This window comes from Streptomyces sp. SN-593 (assembly GCF_016756395.1).
In the GTDB taxonomy this organism is placed as follows: Bacteria; Actinomycetota; Actinomycetes; order Streptomycetales; family Streptomycetaceae; genus Actinacidiphila; species Actinacidiphila reveromycinica.
The window spans coordinates 8,269,100-8,291,156 of sequence record NZ_AP018365.1; the positions used below are offsets into that span (position 1 = coordinate 8,269,100).

Annotated in this window: 19 protein-coding genes; 10 read left to right on the top strand and 9 right to left on the bottom strand. The window is 73.8% G+C overall.

Translation table 11 applies throughout. The features are described from left to right. Positions 1 to 30: 30 nt before the first annotated feature. Positions 31 to 975: an AraC family transcriptional regulator gene (locus RVR_RS34855; RefSeq protein WP_202237913.1), complete on the bottom strand. Its 945-nt coding sequence runs from the start codon at positions 973 to 975 to the stop codon at positions 31 to 33. Positions 976 to 1,048: 73 nt separating this feature from the next. On the opposite strand from RVR_RS34855, the gene RVR_RS34860 reads away from it, so the two are divergent. Continuing rightward, the gene (locus tag RVR_RS34860) at positions 1,049 to 2,026 is read left to right on the top strand and encodes an SDR family NAD(P)-dependent oxidoreductase (RefSeq protein ID WP_202237914.1); all 978 of its coding nucleotides are present in this window, start codon (positions 1,049 to 1,051) and stop codon (positions 2,024 to 2,026) included. Positions 2,027 to 2,256: 230 nt separating this feature from the next. Here the strand turns inward: RVR_RS34860 and RVR_RS34865 are convergent, their stop codons facing one another. Continuing rightward, a complete protein-coding gene (locus RVR_RS34865) occupies positions 2,257 to 3,897 on the bottom strand; it encodes a bifunctional NAD(P)/FAD-dependent oxidoreductase/class I SAM-dependent methyltransferase (RefSeq protein WP_202237915.1) in 1,641 nt (546 codons plus the stop codon). A gap of 75 nt (positions 3,898 to 3,972) precedes the next feature. On the opposite strand from RVR_RS34865, the gene RVR_RS34870 reads away from it, so the two are divergent. Then, complete coding sequence (locus tag RVR_RS34870) at positions 3,973 to 4,530, top strand: helix-turn-helix domain-containing protein (protein ID WP_202237916.1); 558 nt, start codon at positions 3,973 to 3,975, stop codon at positions 4,528 to 4,530. Positions 4,531 to 4,691: 161 nt separating this feature from the next. Here the strand turns inward: RVR_RS34870 and RVR_RS34875 are convergent, their stop codons facing one another. Further along, positions 4,692 to 5,690 (bottom strand): NADP-dependent oxidoreductase, encoded by a 999-nt coding sequence (locus tag RVR_RS34875; RefSeq protein WP_202237917.1) that lies wholly within the window; start codon positions 5,688 to 5,690, stop codon positions 4,692 to 4,694. 78 nt (positions 5,691 to 5,768) lie between these two features. On the opposite strand from RVR_RS34875, the gene RVR_RS34880 reads away from it, so the two are divergent. Next, positions 5,769 to 6,335, top strand: a complete 567-nt coding sequence (locus RVR_RS34880) for a TetR/AcrR family transcriptional regulator (RefSeq protein WP_202237918.1) — start codon at positions 5,769 to 5,771, stop codon at positions 6,333 to 6,335. A gap of 470 nt (positions 6,336 to 6,805) precedes the next feature. Here RVR_RS34880 and adh read toward each other — a convergent pair whose 3' ends face one another. Together adh and RVR_RS34890 are read right to left on the bottom strand one after the other, a co-directional pair. Then, positions 6,806 to 8,323 carry an aldehyde dehydrogenase gene (adh, locus tag RVR_RS34885; RefSeq protein WP_202237919.1) on the bottom strand — a complete coding sequence of 506 codons (1,518 nt, stop codon included), beginning with the start codon at positions 8,321 to 8,323 and terminating at the stop codon, positions 6,806 to 6,808. A 176-nt stretch (positions 8,324 to 8,499) separates the two neighbouring features. Then, on the bottom strand, positions 8,500 to 9,732 hold the full coding sequence (locus RVR_RS34890) for a transcriptional regulator (RefSeq protein ID WP_237405153.1): 1,233 nt from the start codon (positions 9,730 to 9,732) through the stop codon (positions 8,500 to 8,502). A 411-nt stretch (positions 9,733 to 10,143) separates the two neighbouring features. Between RVR_RS34890 and RVR_RS34895 the strand changes: the two genes are divergently transcribed. After that, entirely contained in the window at positions 10,144 to 10,581 is a 438-nt protein-coding gene (locus RVR_RS34895) for a universal stress protein (protein ID WP_202237920.1), read from the top strand. Positions 10,582 to 10,778: 197 nt separating this feature from the next. Further along, positions 10,779 to 11,249, top strand: coding sequence for an ASCH domain-containing protein (locus RVR_RS34900; RefSeq protein WP_202237921.1), 471 nt, complete (start codon positions 10,779 to 10,781; stop codon positions 11,247 to 11,249). A gap of 201 nt (positions 11,250 to 11,450) precedes the next feature. On the opposite strand, the gene RVR_RS34905 is transcribed toward RVR_RS34900, so the two are convergent. Then, positions 11,451 to 12,635, bottom strand: a complete 1,185-nt coding sequence (locus RVR_RS34905) for an ROK family transcriptional regulator (protein WP_202237922.1) — start codon at positions 12,633 to 12,635, stop codon at positions 11,451 to 11,453. A 351-nt stretch (positions 12,636 to 12,986) separates the two neighbouring features. On the opposite strand from RVR_RS34905, the gene RVR_RS34910 reads away from it, so the two are divergent. The 4 genes from RVR_RS34910 (at position 12,987) to RVR_RS38780 (ending at position 16,967) form a co-directional block, all read left to right on the top strand. Then, entirely contained in the window at positions 12,987 to 15,194 is a 2,208-nt protein-coding gene (locus RVR_RS34910; RefSeq protein WP_202237923.1) for an alpha-galactosidase, read from the top strand. Between the two features lie 377 nt (positions 15,195 to 15,571). Further along, positions 15,572 to 15,808 carry a DUF397 domain-containing protein gene (locus RVR_RS34915; RefSeq protein ID WP_202237924.1) on the top strand — a complete coding sequence of 79 codons (237 nt, stop codon included), beginning with the start codon at positions 15,572 to 15,574 and terminating at the stop codon, positions 15,806 to 15,808. Between the two features lie 173 nt (positions 15,809 to 15,981). Continuing rightward, positions 15,982 to 16,833 carry a helix-turn-helix domain-containing protein gene (locus RVR_RS34920; protein WP_202237925.1) on the top strand — a complete coding sequence of 284 codons (852 nt, stop codon included), beginning with the start codon at positions 15,982 to 15,984 and terminating at the stop codon, positions 16,831 to 16,833. Next, positions 16,812 to 16,967 (top strand): Scr1 family TA system antitoxin-like transcriptional regulator, encoded by a 156-nt coding sequence (locus RVR_RS38780; protein WP_202237926.1) that lies wholly within the window; start codon positions 16,812 to 16,814, stop codon positions 16,965 to 16,967. The genes RVR_RS34920 and RVR_RS38780 overlap by 22 nt, the downstream gene beginning before the upstream one ends. Positions 16,968 to 17,031: 64 nt before the next feature. Here the strand turns inward: RVR_RS38780 and RVR_RS34930 are convergent, their stop codons facing one another. The 3 genes from RVR_RS34930 to RVR_RS34940 all read right to left on the bottom strand — a co-directional run bounded on the left by RVR_RS34930 (position 17,032) and on the right by RVR_RS34940 (position 19,629). After that, positions 17,032 to 17,847, bottom strand: coding sequence for an SAM-dependent methyltransferase (locus tag RVR_RS34930; protein WP_202237927.1), 816 nt, complete (start codon positions 17,845 to 17,847; stop codon positions 17,032 to 17,034). A 115-nt stretch (positions 17,848 to 17,962) separates the two neighbouring features. After that, a complete protein-coding gene (locus RVR_RS34935) occupies positions 17,963 to 18,988 on the bottom strand; it encodes an LmeA family phospholipid-binding protein (protein WP_202237928.1) in 1,026 nt (341 codons plus the stop codon). Beyond that, positions 18,985 to 19,629 (bottom strand): TetR/AcrR family transcriptional regulator, encoded by a 645-nt coding sequence (locus tag RVR_RS34940; RefSeq protein ID WP_202237929.1) that lies wholly within the window; start codon positions 19,627 to 19,629, stop codon positions 18,985 to 18,987. Before RVR_RS34940 ends, RVR_RS34935 begins: the two co-directional genes overlap by 4 nt. A gap of 116 nt (positions 19,630 to 19,745) precedes the next feature. Here RVR_RS34940 and RVR_RS34945 point away from each other — a divergent pair, with 116 nt between their 5' ends. Then, a complete protein-coding gene (locus RVR_RS34945) occupies positions 19,746 to 22,046 on the top strand; it encodes an MMPL family transporter (RefSeq protein WP_202237930.1) in 2,301 nt (766 codons plus the stop codon). Positions 22,047 to 22,057 lie beyond the last annotated feature (11 nt).

Below are 22,057 nucleotides of genomic sequence, written 5' to 3' on the forward strand. Positions count from 1 at the left end.
AACTTCGCATCGCCCGGTCGGGCGGGTGGCTCATGCCCTGAGGTGCGACCGTCGGCGGTAGTGCAAGGGGGCTTCGCCGACCTCGCGTTTGAACGCGGTGCTGAATGCGCTCTCCGAGCTGTAGCCGAGTTCGGCGGCGAGGGCGCCGACACGGACGTCGGGATTGCGGAGGGCGCGCTGGGCGAGGAGCATCCGCCAGCGCGACAGGTAGGCCAGCGGCGTGGTGCCGGCGACCGCGCGGAACCGTGCGGCGAAACTGGTGCGTGACATGCCGGCGGCGTGTGCCAGCTCGGACAGTTGCCAGGTCGCGCCGGGTTGCTCGTGGATCAGGCGCAGGGCCGGGCGGAGGGAGTCGTCGGCGAGCAGCCGCAGCCATCCGGCCGGTGGTTCCTCCTGTTCCAGGTAGGAGCGGAGCATTTCGAGGAGCAGGAGCTGCCCGTTCTGGCGGATGGCGAATCGTGAGCCGAGCCGTCCGCTGGAGGCCTCGTCGAAGAGCCGCTCGACGATGCCGCCGAGACGCGAGGCGGCCGAGGTGGAGGCGTGGACGTGGACGAGTCCGGGCAGGGCGCTGCCGAGCAGCGCGAGTCCTGCCGGGCTCACCTGAATCCAGCCGCCGACGAGCACGTCGTCGGTGGCGAGGTCGGCCGAGGCCAGGTCGACGGAGTCGAAGCCGGCCTCGGGGATCAGCTCGACCGGTGGTTCGTCACCGCGCCCGCCGCGTACGTCGAGCAGGGCACGGTGGTTGAGGAGCACGACATCGCCCGGGGCGAGTTCGACCGGGCCGTCCGGGCCGCCGGGCCCGTCGGCGCTGAGCCGGGCCGACCCGGCGACCAGTGCCACCAGCTTGAGCGGTTGGGAGATCGGGCCGCGCGAAAACCACGGCCTGCGGACCGCGAAACCGCCCGTCATCATCCCCCGCACTTCGACCATGTCGAAGACATCGGAGAGCACATCTGTCACGGCGGCATCGGGCATGCGCGTACTCTCGCGCAGAAAATACGGACGCACAACCATTCGGCGTCCCGGCCTGGCGACCGAGACTGGAGGCATGACAGCACAGCAGACCCCCCTGGGCACACCGTTCACCGCCGCCTCCACCGCCGCCGACGTCCTCGACGGTCTTGACCTGAGCGGGCAGGAGGTGATCGTCACCGGCGGTCACGGCCGGCTCGGCCGAGAGGTCACCCGTGCCCTCGCCGCCGCCGGTGCCGGGGTGACCGTGGCGGCGCGCGACCCGGAACGGGCAGCCGCGGCGGTGGACGGACTCGCGGGGGTACGCGTCGAGCGTCTCGACCTCACCGACCTCGCTTCGATCGACGATTTCGCCCGCCGCCGGCTCGCCTCGCGGCAGCCCGTGCACGTTCTGGTCAACAACGCCGCGGTGCCGTTCCACCCGCGGCCGGTACGCGACGCACGCGGTCGGGAACTGCAGTTCTCGACCTCCCACCTCGGCCACTTCCACCTCACCCGAGCGCTGCTGCCGGCTCTGCGCGCGGCGGAAGGCGCCCGGGTCGTCACGGTGTCCTCGGGCGCGGCCCGGTTCGGCGAGATCCGCTGGGACGACCTGGACTTCGAAACCGGGTACGACCCCGCCTCGGCATACGGCCAGGCCAAGCGGGCCAACGTCCTGTTCAGCGTCGAACTCGACCGCCGCCACGCCGAACAGGGCATCCGGGCCTTCGCAGCCCACCCCGGCGTCGTCATCGGCCCCGGCCCCTTCACCCCGCAACAGGTCGCCTCCTACCGCGCGCAGGGACTGATCGACGACAACGGCGACACCGTCATCGACCCCGTGGCCGGCAAGAAGACGATCGAGCAGGGTGCGGCGACCCTCGTCTTCGGCGCGGCCAGCCCGCTGCTGGACGGACTCGGCGGGGTCTACCTCAAGGACAGCGATGTCGCCGTGATCGACGACGAGCCGCGCCCACTGACCGCCGACAGCATCCCGGCGGACGCGAACTCGGCGATGCTCGACCCCGACGACGCCCGCCGGCTGTGGGAGGTGAGCGAGCGACTGCTGTCCTGAAGGAGGGTTCTGCTCCCGTGTGAACCCGGTGGCTCGGGACCGGGGGACGGCAGCGGCCGGAGCATCGCCGGCGGTGCGTCGAGGCGGCCCGCAGGGTGTCGACCTTCGCGACGGCCCGGGCATGGGCGCCGGAGCAAAGCCACTGGCGCGGGGAGCACCGGTCGGGAACGGGCGGTGAGCGGCTGTTCCCGACCGGTGCCGGGGGTGAACCGTCGGGGACGGTGGCGTGATCAGAGCGTTCGTCGGGTGGCGCGCAGGACGACGTCGCTGACGTGGTGGGGGCTGGCGGCCCCGGCGGGCCGTGGCCGGGTCTCGTGGGTCTCGACGTGCCAGGCGTCGGGGTCGGCGGTGAGCGCGGCGGCGACCTCGTCGAGCCCGACGAACGCCTGCGGGTCGTACATCCGGGTCTGGGCGGCCACGTCCACCGGATCGTGCAGCGGGGTGAGGTCGTGGTGGACGACCAGGAGGGTGCCGCCGGGGGCGACGGCGGCGAGCAGGCTGCGCAGACCGCGCTGGTCGGGCGTGCGCTTGAACGAGCCGTACTGCAAGGAGACCAGGTCGAAGGTATCGGTGCCGAAGGGGGCGGGATCGTTCGCGTCGCTGCGGACGAGGGTGACGGAGAGCCCGCGGCGTTCGGCCTCGGTCCGCACCCGGGCGAGCGCGTTGCCGGAGATGTCGGTGGCGGTCACCTTCCAGCCGTGCTCGGCCAGCCAGAGGGCGTCGGCGCCCTCACCGGTGCCGACGTCGAGCGCCCGGCCCGGGGTCAGCTCGGTGGCCTCGCGGACGAGCGTGCCGTTGGGGTTGCCGCTCCACGTCCGGTCAGGACCCCCGTAGCGCTGGTCCCAGTCGGCCTCCTCGCCCGAGTGCCGGGCGGCGGCGCGCAGGTCCTCCTCGGCGAGGTCGAAGGCGATCATGGCGCCGACCTGGCTGCCTCGGGCGGCCGACGGCAGCACCTGCGCACTCGGGTCGGTGAGGTTGCCGGCCGCGTAGACCCCCGGTACGGAGGTCTCTCCGCGCGGGTCGACCGTCAGCGCGTCACCGGCGCCGGTCGGGTGCGGAGCGGCGGCGAGCCCGACGCCGGCCAGCACCTCGGCGCGTGCGCGGAACCGGGGGCCGACCACGACGGCATCGGCTTCGAGGACGCGGCCGCCGGCGAGTTCGACCCCTGACACCTCGCCGTCCGGGCCGGTGAGGACCCGGACGACCTCGCTGCGCTCGACGGGGACGCCGGAGGCGGCAAGGGCCTCGACCGCGTCGTCGTCGAGCCCGGTCGGGTCGTGCAGCACGACGGTCAGCCGGTCGGTCAGGTGCCGGAACAGCGGCGTCGGGTGAAGCCCCAGGGGGTGCGTGACGATCTGCACCAGGCGTTGGTCGCGCACCTCGAAGCCGTGGCAGAACGGGCAGTGGACCACGCCACGCCCCCACTGCTCGGCGACGCCGTCGATCGGGGGGAGCTCGTCGGACAGGCCGGTCGCGGCGAGGACGCGGCGGGCGACCAGCGTGTGCCCGCCGGTGAGGTCGAGCCGGAACCGGCCGTCGTCGCGGCGGTGCACCCCCACGACCCGGCCGGTGAGCACCTCCCCGCCGTGGGCGCGTACCTCCGCGCGCCCGATCCCCGTCAGCTCACCGGGCGTTGCGCCCTCGTGCCCGAGGTAGCCGTGCATGTGTGCGGCCGGGGCGTTGCGCGGGGTGCCGTCGTCGACCACGACGACGCCACGGCGTTGGCGGGCGAGTTGCAGGGCGGCGGCCAGGCCGGCGGCCGAGCCGCCGATGACGGCGACGTCGCAGTGACGTTCCAGGACGGGGTACTGGGGGTGGCCGGTGTGCTCGGGGTGGGCCGTCCGCCGGCTCGGCGCGGGATGCTCGCTCATGGCGACGACGCTACAGCGGCCTGCGAGATCGGCAAACGACCTTGCACAATTCGCAAGATGCGCGAGGATGGGGGGATGAACGCAGTCGCCGACATCGAGGCTCTGGCGCGGTCGCGCCTGCGCAGCATGCGCACCACCCTGGGGTACTCCCTGGACGAACTGGCCGAGCGCACCAACCTGAGCGCGTCGACCATCAGCCGCGTCGAGACGGGCAAGCGCACGCTCAGCCTCGACGTGCTCGTGCCGCTGGCCGGCGCCCTCCAGATGAGTCTCGACCTGCTCTTCGAGGCGCCCACCGACGACGACGTCGTCATCCGGCCGGTCGCCCACAGCAATGGCACGCGGACGACGTGGCCGCTGAGTCGTCCCGACGGCCGCACGGTCGCGATGAAGATGCGTCTGGAGCGGTCCGATGAGCAGCCCTGCCTGCGGGTCCATCCGGGCCACGACTGGTTCCTGGTGCTGGAGGGGAGTGTGCGGCTGTGGCTGGGCGAGCGGCAGATCGACGTCGACACCGGTGAGGCGGCGGAGTTCACGACAATGGTCCCGCACGCGATCACGGCCCTGTACGGTCCGGCCGAGTTGATCATGGTCTTCGACCGCGAAGGGCAGCGGGCACACGTGCACCAGTGAGAGGGGGCGCCCCCTCCAGGGCCCACGCGCACGCGTCCGGTACCCCTTTCACCGGCGGGGCCGGGAGAACCGGCCCTGCCTTGCGCGTGCCCCCGCGTGCTCCCCATCCCTGGAGGCGACATCCCTGGAGGCGACGTCGTGGCCGATCGGGCGGGGACCGGTCAGGCGGTGGGACCGTCGAGTGCGGGCAGCAGGACGACCTTGCCGTGGGGGTGGCCCGAGAGGCTGAGGGCCATGGCGTCGCGCCACTGACTCAGCGGGTAGGACTGCGCGATCGGGAGGCGGAACGCTCCTTCGGCGGCGAGGGAGGCGTACTCCGGCAAGAGGACGTCGAGCGGTGTGAGGCCGGGCCTCAGTTCGTCGATGTTGACGCGGGCGCCGAGTTCCCGGGCCTCGGCGTGGTTGCTGATCGTCACCACGCGCTTCGGGTCGCCGCCGGCCAGGGCGATGAGGTCGGGCAGCGTCCCCGGGCTCGGCCGGGGCGCGTCGAGCACGAGGTCGACGCTCTCGCCACCGGTGAGCGCGCGCACCCGTTCGGGCATGCCCTCGCCGTAGCCCGTGACGTGTGCGCCGAACCCTTCGAGGTCGGCGGCGAAGGTGGGGCCGGCCGTGGCGATCACACGCGCACCTTGGCGCAGTGCGAGCTGTACGGCGGCGTAGCCGACCATGCCGCCGGCGCCGTGGACGAGAAGTGTGTGGCCGGGTTCGAGGCCCATGAGCTCCAGCGTCCACGCGGCCGTCTGCACGACCATCGGCAGGGTGGCGGCCCGTATCGGGTCGAGTCCGTCGGGCACCTGGGCCCAACCGTTCAGGACGGCGACGTCCGCGGCTCCCGCGCTCGGCTGCCCCGCGAAGTCGGCGGTGCCGAAGACGGTGTCGCCGACCTTGACCGCGTCACGACCGGTGCCACGCCCCGGGTCGGTGTCCGCGCCGATCGCGTCGACGACGCCGGCCACGTCGCAACCGATGCCGCGAGGCAGGGTCCCCGGCATGAACCCGCGGCACAGTTCCCAGTCCGCGGGGTTGAGTCCGGTGGCGAGGACCCGGACGCGCACAGTGCCGCTCGGCGGGTCCGGGATCTCGGTGCGCTCCTCGCGCAGGACGTCGCCCGGCTCCCCGGTCTCATGGAAGCGGACAACACGGGACGAAACAGCGGACATGATCTCTCCTTCGCGGCGTAGCTTCAGTCACTGACCCTACAGGAAGCGTCAGTGACTGACACCCACTAGGATGTGGCCATGCCGAGAAGTGGTGCCCCAGCGCGGGCGAGACTGCGCGAGGCGGCGCTGGAGCTGTACGGCGAGCAGGGTTTCGACGCCACGACCACGGCGGAGATCGCCGCTCGGGCGGGAGTGACGGAGCGGACCTACTTCCGGCACTTCGTCGACAAGCGCGAGGTGCTGTTCGACGGCGAACGGGAGCTGATCGACACGATGACCGCCGCGATCGCGTCGGCGCCGGCCGGTCTCCCGCCGCTCGCCCTCGTCCTACGCGCGTACGGTGCCGCGGTACCGCTCTTCGTCGCGGGCCGCCCCGTGGCCGAACGCCGGGCGCGGATCATCGAGACCTCTCCCGCACTGCGGGAAAGGGCCCACGCCAAGTCGGCCACGCTCACCGAGGCACTCACCGGCGCGCTCGGCACACGCGGAATCCCCGAGCCCACCGCGCGCCTGGCGGCACGAGCCGGCGCCGCCGTCTTCGAGCACGGAAGCGGCGCCTGGGACGGCGTGACGGCTGCGGACCTCACGGCGCTCATCACGCAAGCCGCCGACGAGCTGGGCCGGCTGGCCACCGAACTGCCCTGACCGCGACCGCCCTTGCCCACCCGGTGGCCACCGCACCGCGGACGCCCCTCGACGCCGTCTCTCGGCGGCAGTACGACGCATCGCCCCGGTGGCTGACAGGCGCCAGGCCGGGCCCCCGCGCGCAACCACGTCGCCACGGCGACGGTTTCGCGGTCGGTAGTCCCGGCGGTGCGGATTCCACGTACGCGCTGGCGGGCCCTCCGTCGAACGGGAACGCGCGCCTGACCTCCTGACGGCGTGTCCGGTTCCCACTGCTCCACACTCCGACATCGGCGCTGCGGCGACCGCGGACGCCGCCGGTGACCGGTCACGGGAAATCCGGCCCGGAAATGCCCCGGAGAAGCCGGTCGGAGGTGGGAGACCCGGGGGAGATATCGGGAGGACCGGGAGTATTCCGCCGCGGTGGCGGTGATCTTCCTCGTGGGCGCCTGGCCTGGGAAATGCCCAGGTCAGGCGCCCATGGGGAGGGGCTAGAAGAAGCCCTGGGCCTTCGGGGAGTACGAGACGAGGAGGTTCTTGGTCTGCTGGTAGTGCTCCAGCATCATCTTGTGGTTCTCCCGGCCGATCCCGGAGTTCTTGTAGCCGCCGAACGCCGCGTGGGCGGGGTACGCGTGGTAGCAGTTCGTCCAGACCCGGCCGGCCTTGATCTCCCGGCCCATCCGGTAGGCCGTGTTGGCGTCGCGGGTCCAGACGCCCGCGCCCAGGCCGTAGAGCGTGTCGTTGGCGAGCTTCAGCGCCTCGTCGACCGAGTCGAACGTCGTCACCGACACCACCGGGCCGAAGATCTCCTCCTGGAAGATCCGCATGTCGTTGGTGCCGCGGAAGATCGTCGGCTCGACGTAGAAGCCGCCCTCCAGCCCCTCGACGGTGCGGGCGGCGCCGCCGGTCAGCACCTCCGCGCCCTCCTGCCGGCCGATGTCGATGTAGGAGAGGATCTTCTCGTACTGGTCGTTGCTGGCCTGGGCGCCCAGCATGGTCGCCGGGTCGAGCGGGTCGCCGCCCTTGATCGCGCGGGTGCGCTCCACGCAGCGGGCCATGAACGCGTCGTAGATCCCGGAGTGGATCAGCGCGCGCGACGGGCAGGTGCAGACCTCGCCCTGGTTCAGCGCGAACATCACGAAGCCCTCGACGGCCTTGTCCAGGTAGTCGTCGTCGGCCGCCGTCACGTCCGGCAGGAAGATGTTCGGGCTCTTGCCGCCCAGCTCCAACGTGACCGGGATGATGTTCTCACTGGCGTACTGCATGATCAGCCGGCCGGTGGTGGTCTCGCCGGTGAACGCCACCTTCGCCACCCGCGGGCTGGACGCCAGCGGCTTGCCTGCCTCCACCCCGAAGCCGTTGACGACGTTGACCACGCCCGGCGGCAGCAGGTCCGCGATCAGCTCGATCACCAGCAGCAGGCTCGCCGGGGTCTGCTCGGCGGGCTTGATGACCACGCAGTTGCCCGCGGCCAGCGCCGGCGCCAGCTTCCAGGTCGCCATGAGGATCGGGAAGTTCCACGGGATGATCTGCCCGACCACGCCCAGCGGCTCGTGGAAGTGGTACGCCACCGTGTCCGCGTCGATCTCGCCGATCGAGCCCTCCTGCGCCCGGATCGCGCCCGCGAAGTAGCGGAAGTGGTCCACCGCGAGGGGGAGGTCCGCGGCGAGCGTCTCCCGGACCGGCTTGCCGTTCTCCCAGGTCTCGGCGACCGCCAGCTTCTCGAGGTTCTCCTCGATGCGGTCCGCGATCTTGTTGAGCACGATCGCGCGCTGCGTGGTGGACGTACGGCCCCAGGGGCCGGCGGCCGCGTGCGCCGCGTCCAGCGCGGCCTCGATGTCCGGTGCGGTCGAGCGGGCGACCTGGCAGAAGGTCTCGCCCGTCACCGGTGACGGGTTGTCGAAGTACTGGCCCTCGGCGGGCGCGACCCACTCGCCCCCGATGAAGTTGTCATAGCGGGCGGCGTAGCTGACGATGCTGCCCTCGGTGCCGGGTTGCGCGTAGACCATGACGGCGCTCCTGAAATACGCAGAGGTACGACGCGACCACTGTGGACGGCGGAGGTTGGCGAAAGGTTGGCGCGGGCGAACACCGAAGGCGGGCGCGGTCCCACGCCCCCCCGGGCACCCCAGGGGCACCCACTCAGGGCACCCGCCCACCCCCGGGCGCCCTCCGGTGGCCCCGCCTACCGCCGCGACGCGCCGATCCGGCTCACCGCGATGCCCCGCCGGACGTCGCCGGGGCCCAGCAGCCTCAGCGCGTGCTCGTGCACCTCCGTGTCGTAGGGCGCCCGCTCGCCGTAGCGCAGCGCGTCCTCCGGGCTGCTCGCGGCCAGCACTGCCTCGCGCACCACCACCTCCAGGTGCTCGCGCCAGGCCACCACGCCCGGCGCCTCCGACAGCGGCAGCAGCGGCCCCCGGTAGCGTTCGACCGCCGTACGGGTGTCACCGCGGCCGAGCGCCTCCAGTACCTCGACCGCGTCGCACACGGCCGGCTCGGTCAGCGCATACGTCCGCGTGGCGACCGCGCCGTCCAGCGCGTGCCGCAGCCGCGACACCTCGGCCTTGAAGGTGGACGCGGTCACCGGCCGGTCCCCGTAGAGCGACGCGCGCAGCCGCTCCGGGGTGAAACCGCCCGGCTCCAGCGCCAGCAGCGCCAGGATCTCCAACTGCCGCGGCGGCAGGTGCAGCGGGGCGCCGGCCCGGCTCACCCGCGCCGGGCCCAGGCAGCGCAGCTCCACCCCCGGCCGCGGCCGGTCCGGTCCGGCCCCGTCCCGCAGCCGCGCCTCGATCGCCGACGCCAGGGTGCGGACGGTCGGCAGCGCCAGCGGGTGCGAACGGTCCCAGGTGGTGGACAGGTCGAGCACGCCCAGCACCCGGCCGTCCGGGCCGTGGATCGGTGCGCAGTAGCAGACCCAGCCGTGCAGGGCCGCGACCAGGTGCTCGGCGGAGAACACGGTGCTGGGCAGGCCGTTGCGCAGCGCCAGCGACAGCGCGTTGGTGCCCATCGCACCCTCGTCCCACCGCCCGCCCGGCGCGAAGTTGACCCGCTCGGCCCGGCGCCGCATCACCCGGCCGCCGCAGGTCCACAGGATGGTGCCGCACTCGTCGGTGACCGCGGCGACGAAACCGGCGTCCTCGGCGATGCTCAACAGCTCACCGGCCAGGTCGGTGACCGGCCGGTACAGCGGGGAGCGCGCCCAGCCGGCCGTGCGGCCGCCCGCGGCCGGCGGCGCGCTCTCCCGGCCCGGGTCCACCGTCGGCAGCGAGCGCGCCCACGACTCGGCCACCTCCGCCCGTACCGGCGGCGCGTCCGCCGCGCCCCGCCCGGCGGACCGCAACTGCGGCACCAACCGGGCCCATTCGTGCTCCAGCAGCGTCCGGCGCCGCTTGAGCGCACCCATCTCCGCCATCGTCATCCCGACTTCGTCGTCGTTCGACCGTCGCCCCGCCAGGCCACCCAGGGCGTGTCCGCAAAGTCCCCGCCTCTCATTCAAGGGGCGCGCCGCCGCCCCGTCGAGCCCCGCGGACGGAATCGGGCGGATCGGCGCGGCCCCCGGGCCCGCACGTGCGCCGCCGGCGGGGTCCGCGAGTGGGGGCAGACGGCGTCCGCCAGGGGAGCGGGCGGGGTCCGCGAGGCGGGGCAGACTGCGTCCGCCAGAGGGAGCCGACGACGTCCGCGAGGGGAGCCGGGGGCAGAGCGGTGGGGGAGCGGCGGAAGAGTGTCCGACGCCACTCCGGTTCCGGGAATGGATCACGGGTCCCGGCCGCTCAACGATGCGGAGGGCCCGCCGATCCGCGAGACCCCGTACGGACAAGGAAGTTGGACCATGTACAAGAAGATCCTCGCCGCTGTCGACGGCACGTCCCACGGTGCGGCCGTGGTCGAGGCCGTCGCCTCCCTCGCCAAGCTGACCGGCGCCGAGGTCCAGGTCATACACATCCGCCCCTCCCAGGTGATCGGCGGCGCGATCGCCAGCACCGTGGTGCCGGTCGAGGAGAGCGACGAGAGCCGCCGCGTGGTCGACGAGGCCGTCGCGCGGCTGCGGGGCGAGGGGATCACCGCGGACGGCGAGGTCGACGAGGGCCTGCGCGAGGAGCTGGCCGCGATCCTCACCGAGCGCGCCGACGCGCTGGGCAGCGACCTCATCGCGGTCGGCCCCGGCCACTACAGCGGCATCTCCGGCCTGCTGCACCCGAGCGTGAGCCGCGGCGTCGCGAAGGTGGCGCACGTCTCGGTGCTGCTGGTGCGCGCCGACGAGGCGTAACCCTCCCCGGCACGACAAGCGGCCGCGCGGCCCGTCCGGACCCTCCGGGCGGGCCGCGCGCGTGCCGCCGGGCGTAGGGTGCGGGCCTGCCGGGCGTACGGCGCCGGTCCGCCGGGGGTGCGGCGCGGGCCGTACGGGACCGGGTCCGCCGTCCGTACGCCGCCGGGGGCGGGAGCGCCGGCCGCTACCGTGAGCGCATGACGACCCATTCCGGCTCCGACCTGCCCGCCGATCCCGCCGATCCCGCCGCGCTGCCGAGGACCGAGTTCGCCTTCCCGGGCCCGCTGCGGGACAAGCTCGTCGCGGCGGTCCTCGACGGCACCAAGACCGCGACCACCGGACTCGTCGCGGACTACGAGCACGAGGGCGAGGCACTGCCGCGGGTCGGCGACCGGTCGGCGGTGGTGGACTCCGACGACCGGCCGGTCGCGGTGATCGAGGTGACGGACGTACGGGTCGTACCGCTCGGGGAGGTGGACCTCGCGCACGCCCTGGACGAGGGGGAGGGGGACGACAGCGTCGCCTCGTGGCGGGCCGGCCACGAGCGGTTCTGGCACGGCCCGGAGGTCCGCGAGGCGCTGGGCGACCCCGGGTTCACCGTGGACGACGCCACGCGGGTGGTGCTGGAGCGGTTCCGCGTCGTCAGGGACCTGCGCGCCGCGCGGTGACGGCGGGGGACGTGCGGGCCCGCCCGGCTCCTTCCCGCCCTCAACGGCTCCTCCCCGGCTCCGCCCGGGTGGCTGACGGCCGCCGTCACCGGCTCGGGGCCCCTGCGGCTCGCGGCCTGGGCTCCGCCCTCCGGTTCGCCCCGGTTCGCCGCCGTTCGCCTGTCGGCGCGTCGGCCCCGTCCGCCCGCGGAAGCGCCCCGGCTACCCGAGCGGGGCGAAGAGGCGCTGGGCGGCCACCGCCGCGCCGCCGCGCGCCCACTCCTCGAACGGCAGGGGGCGGACCACCAGGTCGCAGTCGGCCGCCGCGCCGAACGCGTGGGCGGCGAAGGTCCGCCGGATCTGCTCCTCGTACAGGTCGTAGGAGGACACGCCCTCGCCGGAGATGACGATCCGCTCGGGGCCGACGAGGTTGGCGACCGAGGCGAGGGCGAGCCCCATCGCCCGGCCGGCCCGGGCGAAGACCGCCCGCACCTCGCGGTGGCCGGCGTGGGCGAGCCGGACCGCGCCGGCCATGCCGAGCCCGGGGTCGCCGGCCGCCTCCCGCGCCTGCTCGGTGATGGCCCGGCTGGAGGCGACCGCCTCCACGCAGCCGGTGTTGCCGCAGGTGCACACCCGGTCGGTGCCGCCGACCGGCAGGTGCCCCACCTCCCCGGAGACGCCGTGCGCCCCGGACACCACCCGGCCGTCGATCGACAGGCCGCAGCCGATGCCGGCGCCGACGGTGACCAGGGCGAACGAGGAGAGCCCGACGCCCGCGCCGAACCACTGCTCGGCGACGGTCAGGGCGCGGACGTCGTTCTCGACCAGGGTCGGGAGGCCCGTCGCGGCCTCCACGAGCCGGGCGAGCGGCACCCGGCGCCAGTCGAGGAAGGGGGAGTACCCCACGACGCCGGTCCGGCCGTCGACGTCCCCGGCGAGGGTGACGCCGAGGCCGTGCACCGCGCCGTACGCCGGCCCGCGCCCTCCGCCCGGCCGTTCCGGTCCGGCGTCCGCGCAGAGCCGGGAGACGAGCCGGGCGAGGTCGGGCACCGCGGTGTCCACGTCGCGCGAGCGGAGTTCGGCGCGGCCGGTGGCCAGCGGGCGCGCGGTCAGGTCGGTGAGGACGCCGATCAGCTCGTCCCCGGTGATCTTCACGCCGACGAAGCGGGCGCGGTCCGCGCGGATCGCGAGGGGGACCGCGGGGCGGCCCGAGCCGCGCGCCCCGGCGGCGGCCGGGCCGCCGAGTTCGGTGAGCCAGCCGTCGGCGAGGAGCGGGGTGGCGACCTTCGTGACGGCTCCCGGGGACAGGCCGGTCCTGCGGCCGATCTCGGCGCGGGGGAGCGGGCCGTGGACGAGCAGGGTGCGGAAGACCAGGGCCGCGGCGGGCGGCCGAGCGGCGAGGGTCATGGGGCGGAGGATACATTTCCTGGGGCAACAAAAGGAAGTTTCCCGCAGGGCTCAAGCCGTGACTCGGGGCGCTCCGGGAGGCCCCGGCCCCGGTGGCGGGGCCGGCGGATCGCCGCGGGGGTTCGGAGGAAAACCCGGGTGCAGGGCCGCCCCGGCTGGTCGTGCAGTTCCCCGGGCCCCCGGAGGGGGTCTGTCGCGGTGTGCGGCGACCCGGGCGCCGGTTGCGGCTGGGCGTCGCAGCTCTACCGCACCCCTGGCGGGTGTCCGGGTGCGCCGGGGGCGGGGATATGTTGACGGTGGAAGGAAAGGCTCGTTAGATTCGCCGCCGGCCCATGGAAAGGACACCCTCGCATGCCCACCACCTCGGCACGGATCGTCGCTCTGCGCGCTGCCGGTACGAGTCTCGTCGTGGAGATGACGGAGCCGGTGCCCCGCGTGCTGCACTGGGGAGCCGACCTCGGCGACCTGTCCGACGCGGACCTGGCCGCGCTGAGCCTGACCGGCGAGGCCGCCGTGCTGAACAGTTCGATCGACTGCGGGCGGCGCTTCACCGTGTGGCCGACCGAGGCCGAGGGGTGGTCCGGCACCCCGGCACACCACGGCCACCTGGTCGGCGGGGCGAGCGCGCCGCGGCTGGCCACGTCCGCCGTGGAACACCGCCAGGACCCGCGCGGCGGCGGCGAGTTGAGGATCGAGTTGGCGGACGCCGGCGCGGGCCTGGACGTCGCCGTCACCTACCGGATGGAGCCCTCGGGGGTGCTGGGCGTCCACGCCGACCTGACCCGCCGCGCCGGTGAGGGCGCCGACCCGGCGCCGTACGACCTCGCGCAGGCGGTGACGCTGCTGCCGGTGCCGCGCCGGGCCGGCGAGGTGCTGGACTTCACCGGCAAGTGGAGCCGCGAGCGCTCCCCGCAGCGCCGCCCGCTGGCGCACGGCACCTACGCGCGGGAGGTCAGGCGGGGCAAGCCCGGGCTCGACTCGCCGTACCTGCTCGCGGTCGGCACGCCGGGCTTCGGGTTCCGGTCCGGGGAGGTGTGGGCGGTGCACGTGGCGTGGAGCGGCGACCAGCGCTTCCTGGTGGAGCAACTGCCCGAGGGCGCCGGGGTGCACGCCGCGGCGCTCGGCGGGGGCGAGCTGCTGCGGGCGGGCGAGGTGCGGCTCGCACCGGGCGAGGGCTACCGCACGCCGGTGAGCTGGTACGCCTGGTCCGCCGACGGGCTGGACGGCCTGGCCGACCGCTTCCACACCCTGCTGCGGGCGCGCCCCCAGCACCCGGCCGGGCCCCGCCCGCTGGTCCTCAACAGCTGGGAGGCGGTCTACTTCGACCACGATCTCGACCGGCTGCTGCGGCTGGTGGACAAGGCCGCGGACGTCGGCGTCGAGCGGTTCGTGCTCGACGACGGGTGGTTCCTCGGGCGCCGTTCGGACAACGCCGGGCTCGGCGACTGGCAGGTGGACCCGGAGGTGTGGCCGCGCGGGCTGTCTCCGCTGGCGGACCATGTCCGGGCGCGGGGCATGCAGTTCGGGCTCTGGTTCGAGCCGGAGATGGTCAACCCCGACTCCGAGCTGGCCCGTTCGCACCCGGACTGGGTGCTGGGCCCCGCGGCGGGGCGCGGTCCGTCCTCCCGCAACCAGTACGTCCTGGACGTCACCAACCCCGACGCGTGGGCGTACCTGCTCGACAGCATCGACGCGCTGGTCACCGAGTACGGCATCGCGTACCTGAAGTGGGACCACAACCGGGACCTGCACGAGGCCGTGCACGGCCCCGCCGACCGCCCGGTGGCGCACGCCCAGGTGGTCGCGCTCTACCGGCTGCTGGACACGCTGAAGGAGCGGCATCCGGGGCTGGAGATCGAGAGCTGCTCCAGCGGCGGCGGGCGGGTGGACCTGGGCATCCTCGCGCGCACCGACCGGGTGTGGGCCTCGGACTGCAACGACCCGGTGGAGCGCCAGTCGATCCAGCGCTGGACCGGGCAGTTGCTGCCGCCCGAGCTGGTCGGCGCGCACTTCGGTCCGTCGCCCGCGCACACCACCCACCGGGAGACCTCCGTGTCCTTCCGGCTGGCCACCGCGCTGTTCGGGCACGCGGGCATCGAGCAGGACCTGACCACCTGCACGGACGAGGAGTTGGCGCGGATCACCGCGTGGACGGCGATGTACCGGGAGCTGCGCCCGCTGCTGCACGGCGGGCGCACGGTCCGGGCGGACCTGACCGGACCGGACGACCCGCAGCGGGAGGCGCGGTTGCTGCACGGCGTGGTGGCGCTCGACGGTTCGGCGGCGCTGTACTGCTGGGCGCGCACCGCGACGTCCACCGAGGCGCAGTTCGGCCGGGTCCAACTGCCCGGCCTTGCCGCGAAGGAGCGGTACGACGTCCGTGTGCGGACCGAACTCGGCCTGCCGTCGATGCACCAGACCGGGGGGCCGGCGTGGTTGACCGCGGCGCTGGAGGGCTGGGTCCGGCTGCCGGGTGCGGTGCTCACGAGGGCCGGGCTGCCGATGCCGAGCCTCAACCCGGGTCAGGCACTGCTGATCGAGGTGCGCCGGGCGGCGTGAGCAGCCGCGGCGGGCCGGCCCGCGCCGCGTCGTGGCGGCCCGCCACGCGGACCGGGTCCACGGACGGCACGGCAGTTGGACGACCCCCGTACGGTCGTGCAACTGCCGTGCTCGCGCGGGGCGTCGGCGTCCGGGGTGTTGCGGCCCCCTGAGCTGCAACATCCCGGAAGCGGCTTTGACCCTACCCCGGAGCCGAGCCGTTCACGCATGTGTCGACACCGCGCACGTCACGACAGTACCGTGACGTGCGGAGCGCCGCTGCAATTGCATCGGGAATTGCAGCGGCACATGCGCACGGGGCCGTATCGGCAACTGCCGTGGCTCCTGGTGCGTGAGCGTAACCGAACGCCGCCCGACCGACGTAGGAGTGATGCCAGGTGCAGCAGTTCGAGAACGGTGTGCAGGCCAGTTCGATTTCCGGGGTCCGCTGGGTCAAGAGCGGGCGGAGCAATTCCAGCGGCAATTGCGTCGAGGTGGCCGCGCTGCCCGACGGCAGCGTGGCGGTGCGCAACTCGCGCCACCCGGACGGACCCGCGCTCGTCTACACCCGCGCGGAGATCACGGCGTTCGTCGAGGGCGCCAGGGACGGCGACTTCGACGCCTACACCGGCTGACCGCGCGCGGCCGAACACCCCGTCAGGGAAAGGCACTTCCCGCTGCCGACGGCCTGGGACGCGAGGCGGCGCACGCGCCGTAGCGCATTCCGGGCCGTCGGCGCACACGTACAGCCGTTCGCGGTGATGCGGTGCAATACTGGTCCCGGCCCGTACCTGTGTTGGGAGCCCGCATGCCTGCCGCGCCGCAGCTCGTATCGCCCATACAGCTTCTCGAACGCCGCCCCTCCATGGGGGCCAAGGCGATGGCCCGCGTGCTCGGGAACTACCTGCGGGCGCTGCGGGAGAACAGGTCGATCAGCCCGGTCGACGCGGGCCGGCACATCCGTGCGCACGCCTCGAAGATCAGCCGCATGGAGACCGCGCACGTCAACCTCAAGTGCCGTGACGTCGATGAGCTGTTGGCGCTCTACGGGGTCGATCCGGACGAGCGCGACCAGATCGTCGCCATGGTGGAGCGCTCGGCCCGGCCGGACTGGTGGCAGCCGTACGGCGAGGTGGTGCCGGACTGGCTGCAGCAGCTCATCGGCCTGGAGCGCGACGCGCACGTGATCCGCACCTACGAGACGCAGTTCGTGCCCGGCCTGCTCCAGACGCCCGCCTACGCGCAGTCCGTCGTGCGCATCGGCCACCGGCTGGCGTCCGAGAGCGAGGTGGAGCAGCGGGTCGAGCTGCGGCTGGAGCGCCAGCGGCGGATGAACGAGCCGGGCGCACCCGTGCTCTGGGCCCTCATCGACGAGGGGGTGCTGCACCGCCCGGTCGGCGGCGCCCAGGTGATGCGCGACCAACTCGCCTACCTGCTCGAAGTGCTGCGGCAGCCGGGAGTCCGGCTCCAGATCGCCTCCTACGAGGCGAGCGCCGCCGCCACCCCGGGCGCGGCCGTGACCTACCTGCGGTTCGCGCAGGGCTTCCTGCCGGACATGGTCTACCTGGAGCACATGACCAGCGCGATGTACCTCGACCGGCTGGAGGACCTGGACCGCTACCGCGCGGCGCTCGACACATGGTCTACCTGGAGCACATGACCAGCGCGATGTACCTCGACCGGCTGGAGGACCTGGACCGCTACCGCGCGGCGCTCGACGAGTTGAGCGCGGTCGCGGCCACGCCGGCGGAGAGCAGGGTCCTGCTGGAGGACGCGCTGCGCCGCTACGAGTGACGCGCGGGGACGGTACGCACGGTGGGCGCCGCGACCGCGGCGCCCACCGGCGGAACGGACGAGGTCAGCCCACGCGGCCGACGCCGCCGTACTCGATCCACTCGTAACTGGGCTGGACCAGGGCGAGTTCGCTGTCGGCGCGCCAGGTGGACACCTCGACGAGGCCGGGCTCCAGGAGTTCGGTGCCGTCCAGGTAGGTCAGCAGATCGCTCTGCTCGCGCACCTCGCCCCAGTTGCCGCCGGTGGACTGGTCCATGAACTCGCTCACGCCGCGCCGCACGTCGGGGTCCTCGCTGACCAACTGGCAGACCACCAGGCAGCTTCCGGCCGGCAGCCGGTCGCGGACCCGGTGCACCATGCCCGCGGGGTCCTCGGTGCCCTTCACACAGTGCAGCACCGACACGAACAGCGCGGCCACCGGCTGGTCCATGTCGATCAGCCGGTGCACCTCCGGGCTCTCCCAGATGCTCTCGGTGTCCCGGAAGTCGGCCTGGATGACGGCGGTGTTCTCGTTCTGCTCCAGCAGGACCCGGCCGTGCGCGAGCACGATCGGGTCGTTGTCCACGTAGACGACGCGGGCGTCGGGGTGGATGCGCTGGGCGATCTCGTGCACGTTGTCCTGGGTGGGGAGGCCGGAGCCGTGGTCGACGAACTGCTTTATGCCGTACTCCTCGGCGAGCACCCGCACCACCCGGCGCAGGAACTGGCGGTTGTTCAGCGCCAGGACCTTCATGCTGGGCACCTGCTCCAGCAGTTGCTCGGTGGCACTGCGGTCGGCGGGGTAGTTGTCCTTGCCGTCCAGAAGGTAGTCGTACATGCGGGCGACGCTGGGCACCGTCACATCGATGGAAGTGCTCGACGACGCATCTCCGGCTGGCATATGACCCCTCACCACATTGCTCTGCTCACGCAACTCCGGTTCACCGAAGGACCTTCGGAACCATCCGCCATCCTAGGTAGTGGCGATCCGCCGGTCGAGTGGAGTGCCGAGGTCGTTACGCGGCGCAGCCCTTCGCATCGCCCGCGGACGTGCTGGCCGGCACCGACAGCGTCAGCGCGAGCCCGTCGCCGGTCGTACGGGCCCCGGTGAGGGCGACCCCCGTGGGGAGTTCAGGCGCCTTCACGGTGCGCGGCGCGAGTTTCGCGGCGAGCCCGGAACTTCCCTGACCGCGCGTCACCTGCGCCACCGGGATGGTCCGGCCGAGCACGTCGACGTCGGTGGGGGTGACGGTGACCGAGTCCTTGCCGGTGCGGATGGAGGTGTGCACGGTCACCGGGAGCGGGATGCCCGCGAGGGTTCCGGTCAGCACCAGGCCGCCGTGGCCGTCGGACTCCGGACGCAGACCGGCGCCCTTGCGGTCGAGGCGCTTGCCGAGTTCGTCGAAGGAGACGGTGGCCGTGGCGGTGCCGCCGCTCATGGTGCCCTTGGTGGTCACCTCGTGCAGGTCGGCGGCGACGGTCAGGGCCATGCCGTCGCGCTCCACGTCCTCGGCGCGGATGTGCACGGTGCCGACCTGCCCGGTCAGCAGCCGCAGTCCGGCCATGCTCCCGGACAGGTCCGCCGACACCGAACCGGTCGGTGCGAGCCGGCAGCTCGCCGCGCGGGCGATGCGCTCGCGCGCGGTGTGGGCGAGGACCAGGTTCGCGGTGGCGGCGAGCACGGCCAGCCCGACGACGACGGAGCCGGCCACCACCACGGCGCGGCGGCCGGGGACCAACCGCCGCGGCGTCCGCGCGGGCGCTCCGGTTTCCGGGGGTGCCGCGGGCGCGCCGGGGCCGGCGGGGGTGCCAGGTGCTCCGGGGTGACCGGGCATGGCAGGTGCCTCGGATTCCTCGGGTGCCCCGGGCGCGGCGGTGCCCCTGGCCCCCTCGGGTGCGGTGGGCTCCTCGGGTGCCCCGGGCGCGGCGGGCGCCCCGGGCCCCTCGGGCGCGGCGGGGGCCCCGGGCTCCTTGGGCGCGGCGGGTGCGTCGGATATGCGGGTGTCCGTACGCCGGTCCTGGGGCTTGTCGCTGGGCGTCATGCGTCGGTGGTTCCGATCCGGGGGAGTCGGGCGAGTTGGGCCAGTGCCTCGGGCAGCAGTCCGGCCGCGGTGGGCTCGGCGGTGCCGGCGGCGCGCCGGCCGCGCTGGGTGCGCAGCACCGCGCGCGCGGCGGACAGGGCGGCGCCCGCGAGCACGGCCGCGCACAGGTCGCGGTCGGGGGTCTCCGGCGGCAGCCGCCGCTCGACGAGCGCGGCGAGCCGGGCCTCGCAGCGGACGAACTCCTTCACCAGCCGGGCCATCACCAGGGACTCGGTGCCTTCGAGGGAGTGGGTGAGCGCGGTCAGGCTGGTGGCGCCGAAGGCGCCCGCGGCCGCCAGCAGCGCCGCGCACACCGCGTCGAACGGCGGTTCCGTGTCCGGGCGTGCCGTCAGCTCCGCCTCGACCCGGGCGAACAGCTCCGCCCCGTCGGGCAGCAGCAGTGCCTCCTTGCTGTCGAAGTACCGGAAGAAGGTGCGCTCGGAGACGTTCGCGCCCGCGGCGATGTCGGCGATCGTGGTGCCCGCGAACCCGTGGGCGGCGAAGAGCCGGGCGGCGCTCTCGCGCAGCTCGTGCCGGGTCTGCTCCTTCTTGCGCTCCCGCAGTCCGGGGCCGGATACGGCGTCGGGGGGTGTGGCTGGCATGGGGACCAGCCTAGCCAACGTGTCTGTCATGTCAATTGGCAGTTCTGCCACTTCCTGCTCTAGGCTCGGGCTCACCGCGCAGTCGTGTCGGTCCTGACACTTTTTCCGGAGGCGCCGTGTCTTCCCGCTCCCCGTCCGAACCCCCGCAATCCGAACCCCCGGCGCCCCCGGGCCCCGGCCACAACGGCACGGACAGCGCCCAGGGCCCGAACGGCCAGGCAGGTCCGAGCGGCCAGGCAAGCCCGAGCGGCCAGGCAGGCCCGAACGGCCGGCCGGGCTCGAACGGCCAGCTCGGCGGCCTCGGCCGCATCGGCGCCTTCTGCGCATGCCACCCGGTCCGGGTCGTCGCCGTCTGGCTGGTCCTGCTCGTTCTCGCGCTCGGCGGCCGGCACGTCGTCGGCCCCACGTTCAGCGACAAGGTCAGCCTGCCCGGCAGCTCGTCGGACCGCGGCGCCGACCTGCTCAGGACCTCCGACCCGGCGGCGGGCGCGACCACCGGCAAGGTGGTGCTGCACGTCGGCTCCGGCACCGTCGCCTCGCACCGGCAGGCCGTGGACGAGAGCGTCGACCGCCTCGCGGCGATGCCGCACGCCACCTCGGTCTCCGGGCAGACCACCAGCTCCGACGGCCGGACCGCCTACCGCACCGTCTCCTTCGACGTGCAGCTCAAGACCCTCGGCCACGGCTACACCGACACCCTGGACGAGGCGGTGGCGCCCGCCCGTGCCGACGGCGTGCGGGTCGCGTTCGGCGGGGACTTCGACCAGGTCACCCGCGCGCCCGCGAACGACTCCGCCAGCGAGGCGGTCGGCGTCGTCGCGGCGCTGCTGATCCTGCTGCTCGCGTTCGGCAGCGTGCTGGCCGCGCTGCTGCCGCTGCTGACCGCCGTGGTCGGTGTCGGCGTCGGTGTCGGCGTGGTCAGCGTCGTGGCGGGCGCCGTCACCTTCGCCACCGCCGCGCCCACCCTGGCCGTGATGATCGGGCTCGGTGTCGGCATCGACTACGCCCTCTTCCTGACCACGCGGTTCCGCCAGGACCTGATCGACGGCCGCGACCCGCGCCAGGCCGTCGCCCGGACCACCGACTCCAGCGGCCACGCGGTGCTGGTCGCCGCCCTCACCGTGGCGGTGGCCCTGCTCAGCCTGTACGCCTGCGGCCTCACCTTCATCGGCAAGCTCGGGCTCGCCGCGACCCTCGCGGTGGTGGTCACCGCCTGCGCCTCGCTGACGCTGGTGCCCGCCGCGCTCGCGCTGGTCGGCCGCGGCATCGACCGGGTCGCGGTGCGCCGCCGCCCCGTCGCGGAGACCACCGGCGCGTCCGACGGCTGGCACCGCTACGCCCGCACCGTCGCCCGCCACCCCGTACGGTTCCTCGCCGCAGGCGTCACGGTGCTCGTGGTCTGCGCGGTGCCGATGTTCTCGATGCGGCTGGGGCACGTGGACGACGGCGCCGACCCGAAGGGCTCCACGAGCCGGACCGCCTACGACTGGATCGCCGACGCCCACGGCCCGGGCTTCGGCCCCGGCGCCAACGGCCCGTTCACCGTCGTCGTCGACCTCGCCGGCGCCACCGCCTCTCCGGACACCGTCGCCGACGACCTGACCCGCGCCCTCCGGGACACACCCGACGTGGCGGCGGCGGGGGAGGTGCGGCCCAGCTCCGACGGGAAGATCCTGGTCACCAGCGTCCAACCGGCGAGCGCGCCCCAGTCCGCCGCCACCGGTGCGCTGTTCGACGCGCTCGGCCGCCACACCCTGCCCGACGCGCTGCGCGGCACCGGCGCCCGCGCCCACCTCACCGGAACCCCCGCCGCCCAACTCGACTTCCGCGACAAGGTGGCAGAGCGGCTGCCGGTCATCATCGGCATCGTGCTGGTCTGCGCCTTCGTGCTGCTGATGGCGGTCTTCCGCAGCCTGGTCATCCCGCTGAAGGCGGTCGTGCTCAACCTGCTGACCACCGGGGCCTCGTACGGTGTCCTGGTCGCCGTCTTCCAATGGGGCTGGGGCGGGGGCCTGTTCGGCCTGCCCGAGGCGGTGCCCATCGAGTCCTACGTGCCGATGATGATGTTCGCCATCGTCTTCGGACTGTCCATGGACTACGAGATCTTCCTGCTGTCCCGGATCTCCGAGGCGTGGCGCCGCACCGGCGACAACACCGCCTCCGTCGGCACCGGACTCGCCGCCACCGGGCGGGTCGTCTCCGGCGCCGCCCTGATCATGACGGCGGTCTTCCTCTCCTTCACCGCCTCGCCCACCGTCGTGGTCAAGATGCTCGCGCTCGGCCTGGCGGTGAGCGTCGTGCTGGACGCCACGCTGGTACGGCTGGTGCTGGTGCCCTCCACGATGTTCCTGATCGGCCGCGCCAATTGGTGGCTGCCGCGCCGGCTGGACAGGGTGCTGCCGCACCTGCGGGCGTGACGCCCCGGCCC

What these genes read in the sequence shown, in the direction of transcription:
- RVR_RS34905 (WP_202237922.1), bottom strand. Translation starts at nt 12,635, where the DNA reads ATGACCCTCGCCGCTCGGCCGCCCGCCGCGGCCCTGGTCTTCCGCACC.
- RVR_RS34865 (WP_202237915.1), bottom strand. Translation starts at nt 3,897, where the DNA reads ATGAGCGAGCATCCCGCGCCGAGCCGGCGGACGGCCCACCCCGAGCAC.
- RVR_RS34920 (WP_202237925.1), top strand. Translation starts at nt 15,982, where the DNA reads ATGCCTGCCGCGCCGCAGCTCGTATCGCCCATACAGCTTCTCGAACGC.
- RVR_RS34890 (WP_237405153.1), bottom strand. Translation starts at nt 9,732, where the DNA reads ATGACGATGGCGGAGATGGGTGCGCTCAAGCGGCGCCGGACGCTGCTG.
- RVR_RS34935 (WP_202237928.1), bottom strand. Translation starts at nt 18,988, where the DNA reads ATGACGCCCAGCGACAAGCCCCAGGACCGGCGTACGGACACCCGCATA.
- RVR_RS34855 (WP_202237913.1), bottom strand. Translation starts at nt 975, where the DNA reads ATGCCCGATGCCGCCGTGACAGATGTGCTCTCCGATGTCTTCGACATG.
- RVR_RS34870 (WP_202237916.1), top strand. Translation starts at nt 3,973, where the DNA reads ATGAACGCAGTCGCCGACATCGAGGCTCTGGCGCGGTCGCGCCTGCGC.
- RVR_RS34880 (WP_202237918.1), top strand. Translation starts at nt 5,769, where the DNA reads ATGCCGAGAAGTGGTGCCCCAGCGCGGGCGAGACTGCGCGAGGCGGCG.
- RVR_RS34860 (WP_202237914.1), top strand. Translation starts at nt 1,049, where the DNA reads ATGACAGCACAGCAGACCCCCCTGGGCACACCGTTCACCGCCGCCTCC.
- RVR_RS34875 (WP_202237917.1), bottom strand. Translation starts at nt 5,690, where the DNA reads ATGTCCGCTGTTTCGTCCCGTGTTGTCCGCTTCCATGAGACCGGGGAG.
- adh (WP_202237919.1), bottom strand. Translation starts at nt 8,323, where the DNA reads ATGGTCTACGCGCAACCCGGCACCGAGGGCAGCATCGTCAGCTACGCC.
- RVR_RS34930 (WP_202237927.1), bottom strand. Translation starts at nt 17,847, where the DNA reads ATGCCAGCCGGAGATGCGTCGTCGAGCACTTCCATCGATGTGACGGTG.
- RVR_RS34940 (WP_202237929.1), bottom strand. Translation starts at nt 19,629, where the DNA reads ATGCCAGCCACACCCCCCGACGCCGTATCCGGCCCCGGACTGCGGGAG.
- RVR_RS34895 (WP_202237920.1), top strand. Translation starts at nt 10,144, where the DNA reads ATGTACAAGAAGATCCTCGCCGCTGTCGACGGCACGTCCCACGGTGCG.
- RVR_RS34900 (WP_202237921.1), top strand. Translation starts at nt 10,779, where the DNA reads ATGACGACCCATTCCGGCTCCGACCTGCCCGCCGATCCCGCCGATCCC.
- RVR_RS34910 (WP_202237923.1), top strand. Translation starts at nt 12,987, where the DNA reads ATGCCCACCACCTCGGCACGGATCGTCGCTCTGCGCGCTGCCGGTACG.
- RVR_RS38780 (WP_202237926.1), top strand. Translation starts at nt 16,812, where the DNA reads ATGGTCTACCTGGAGCACATGACCAGCGCGATGTACCTCGACCGGCTG.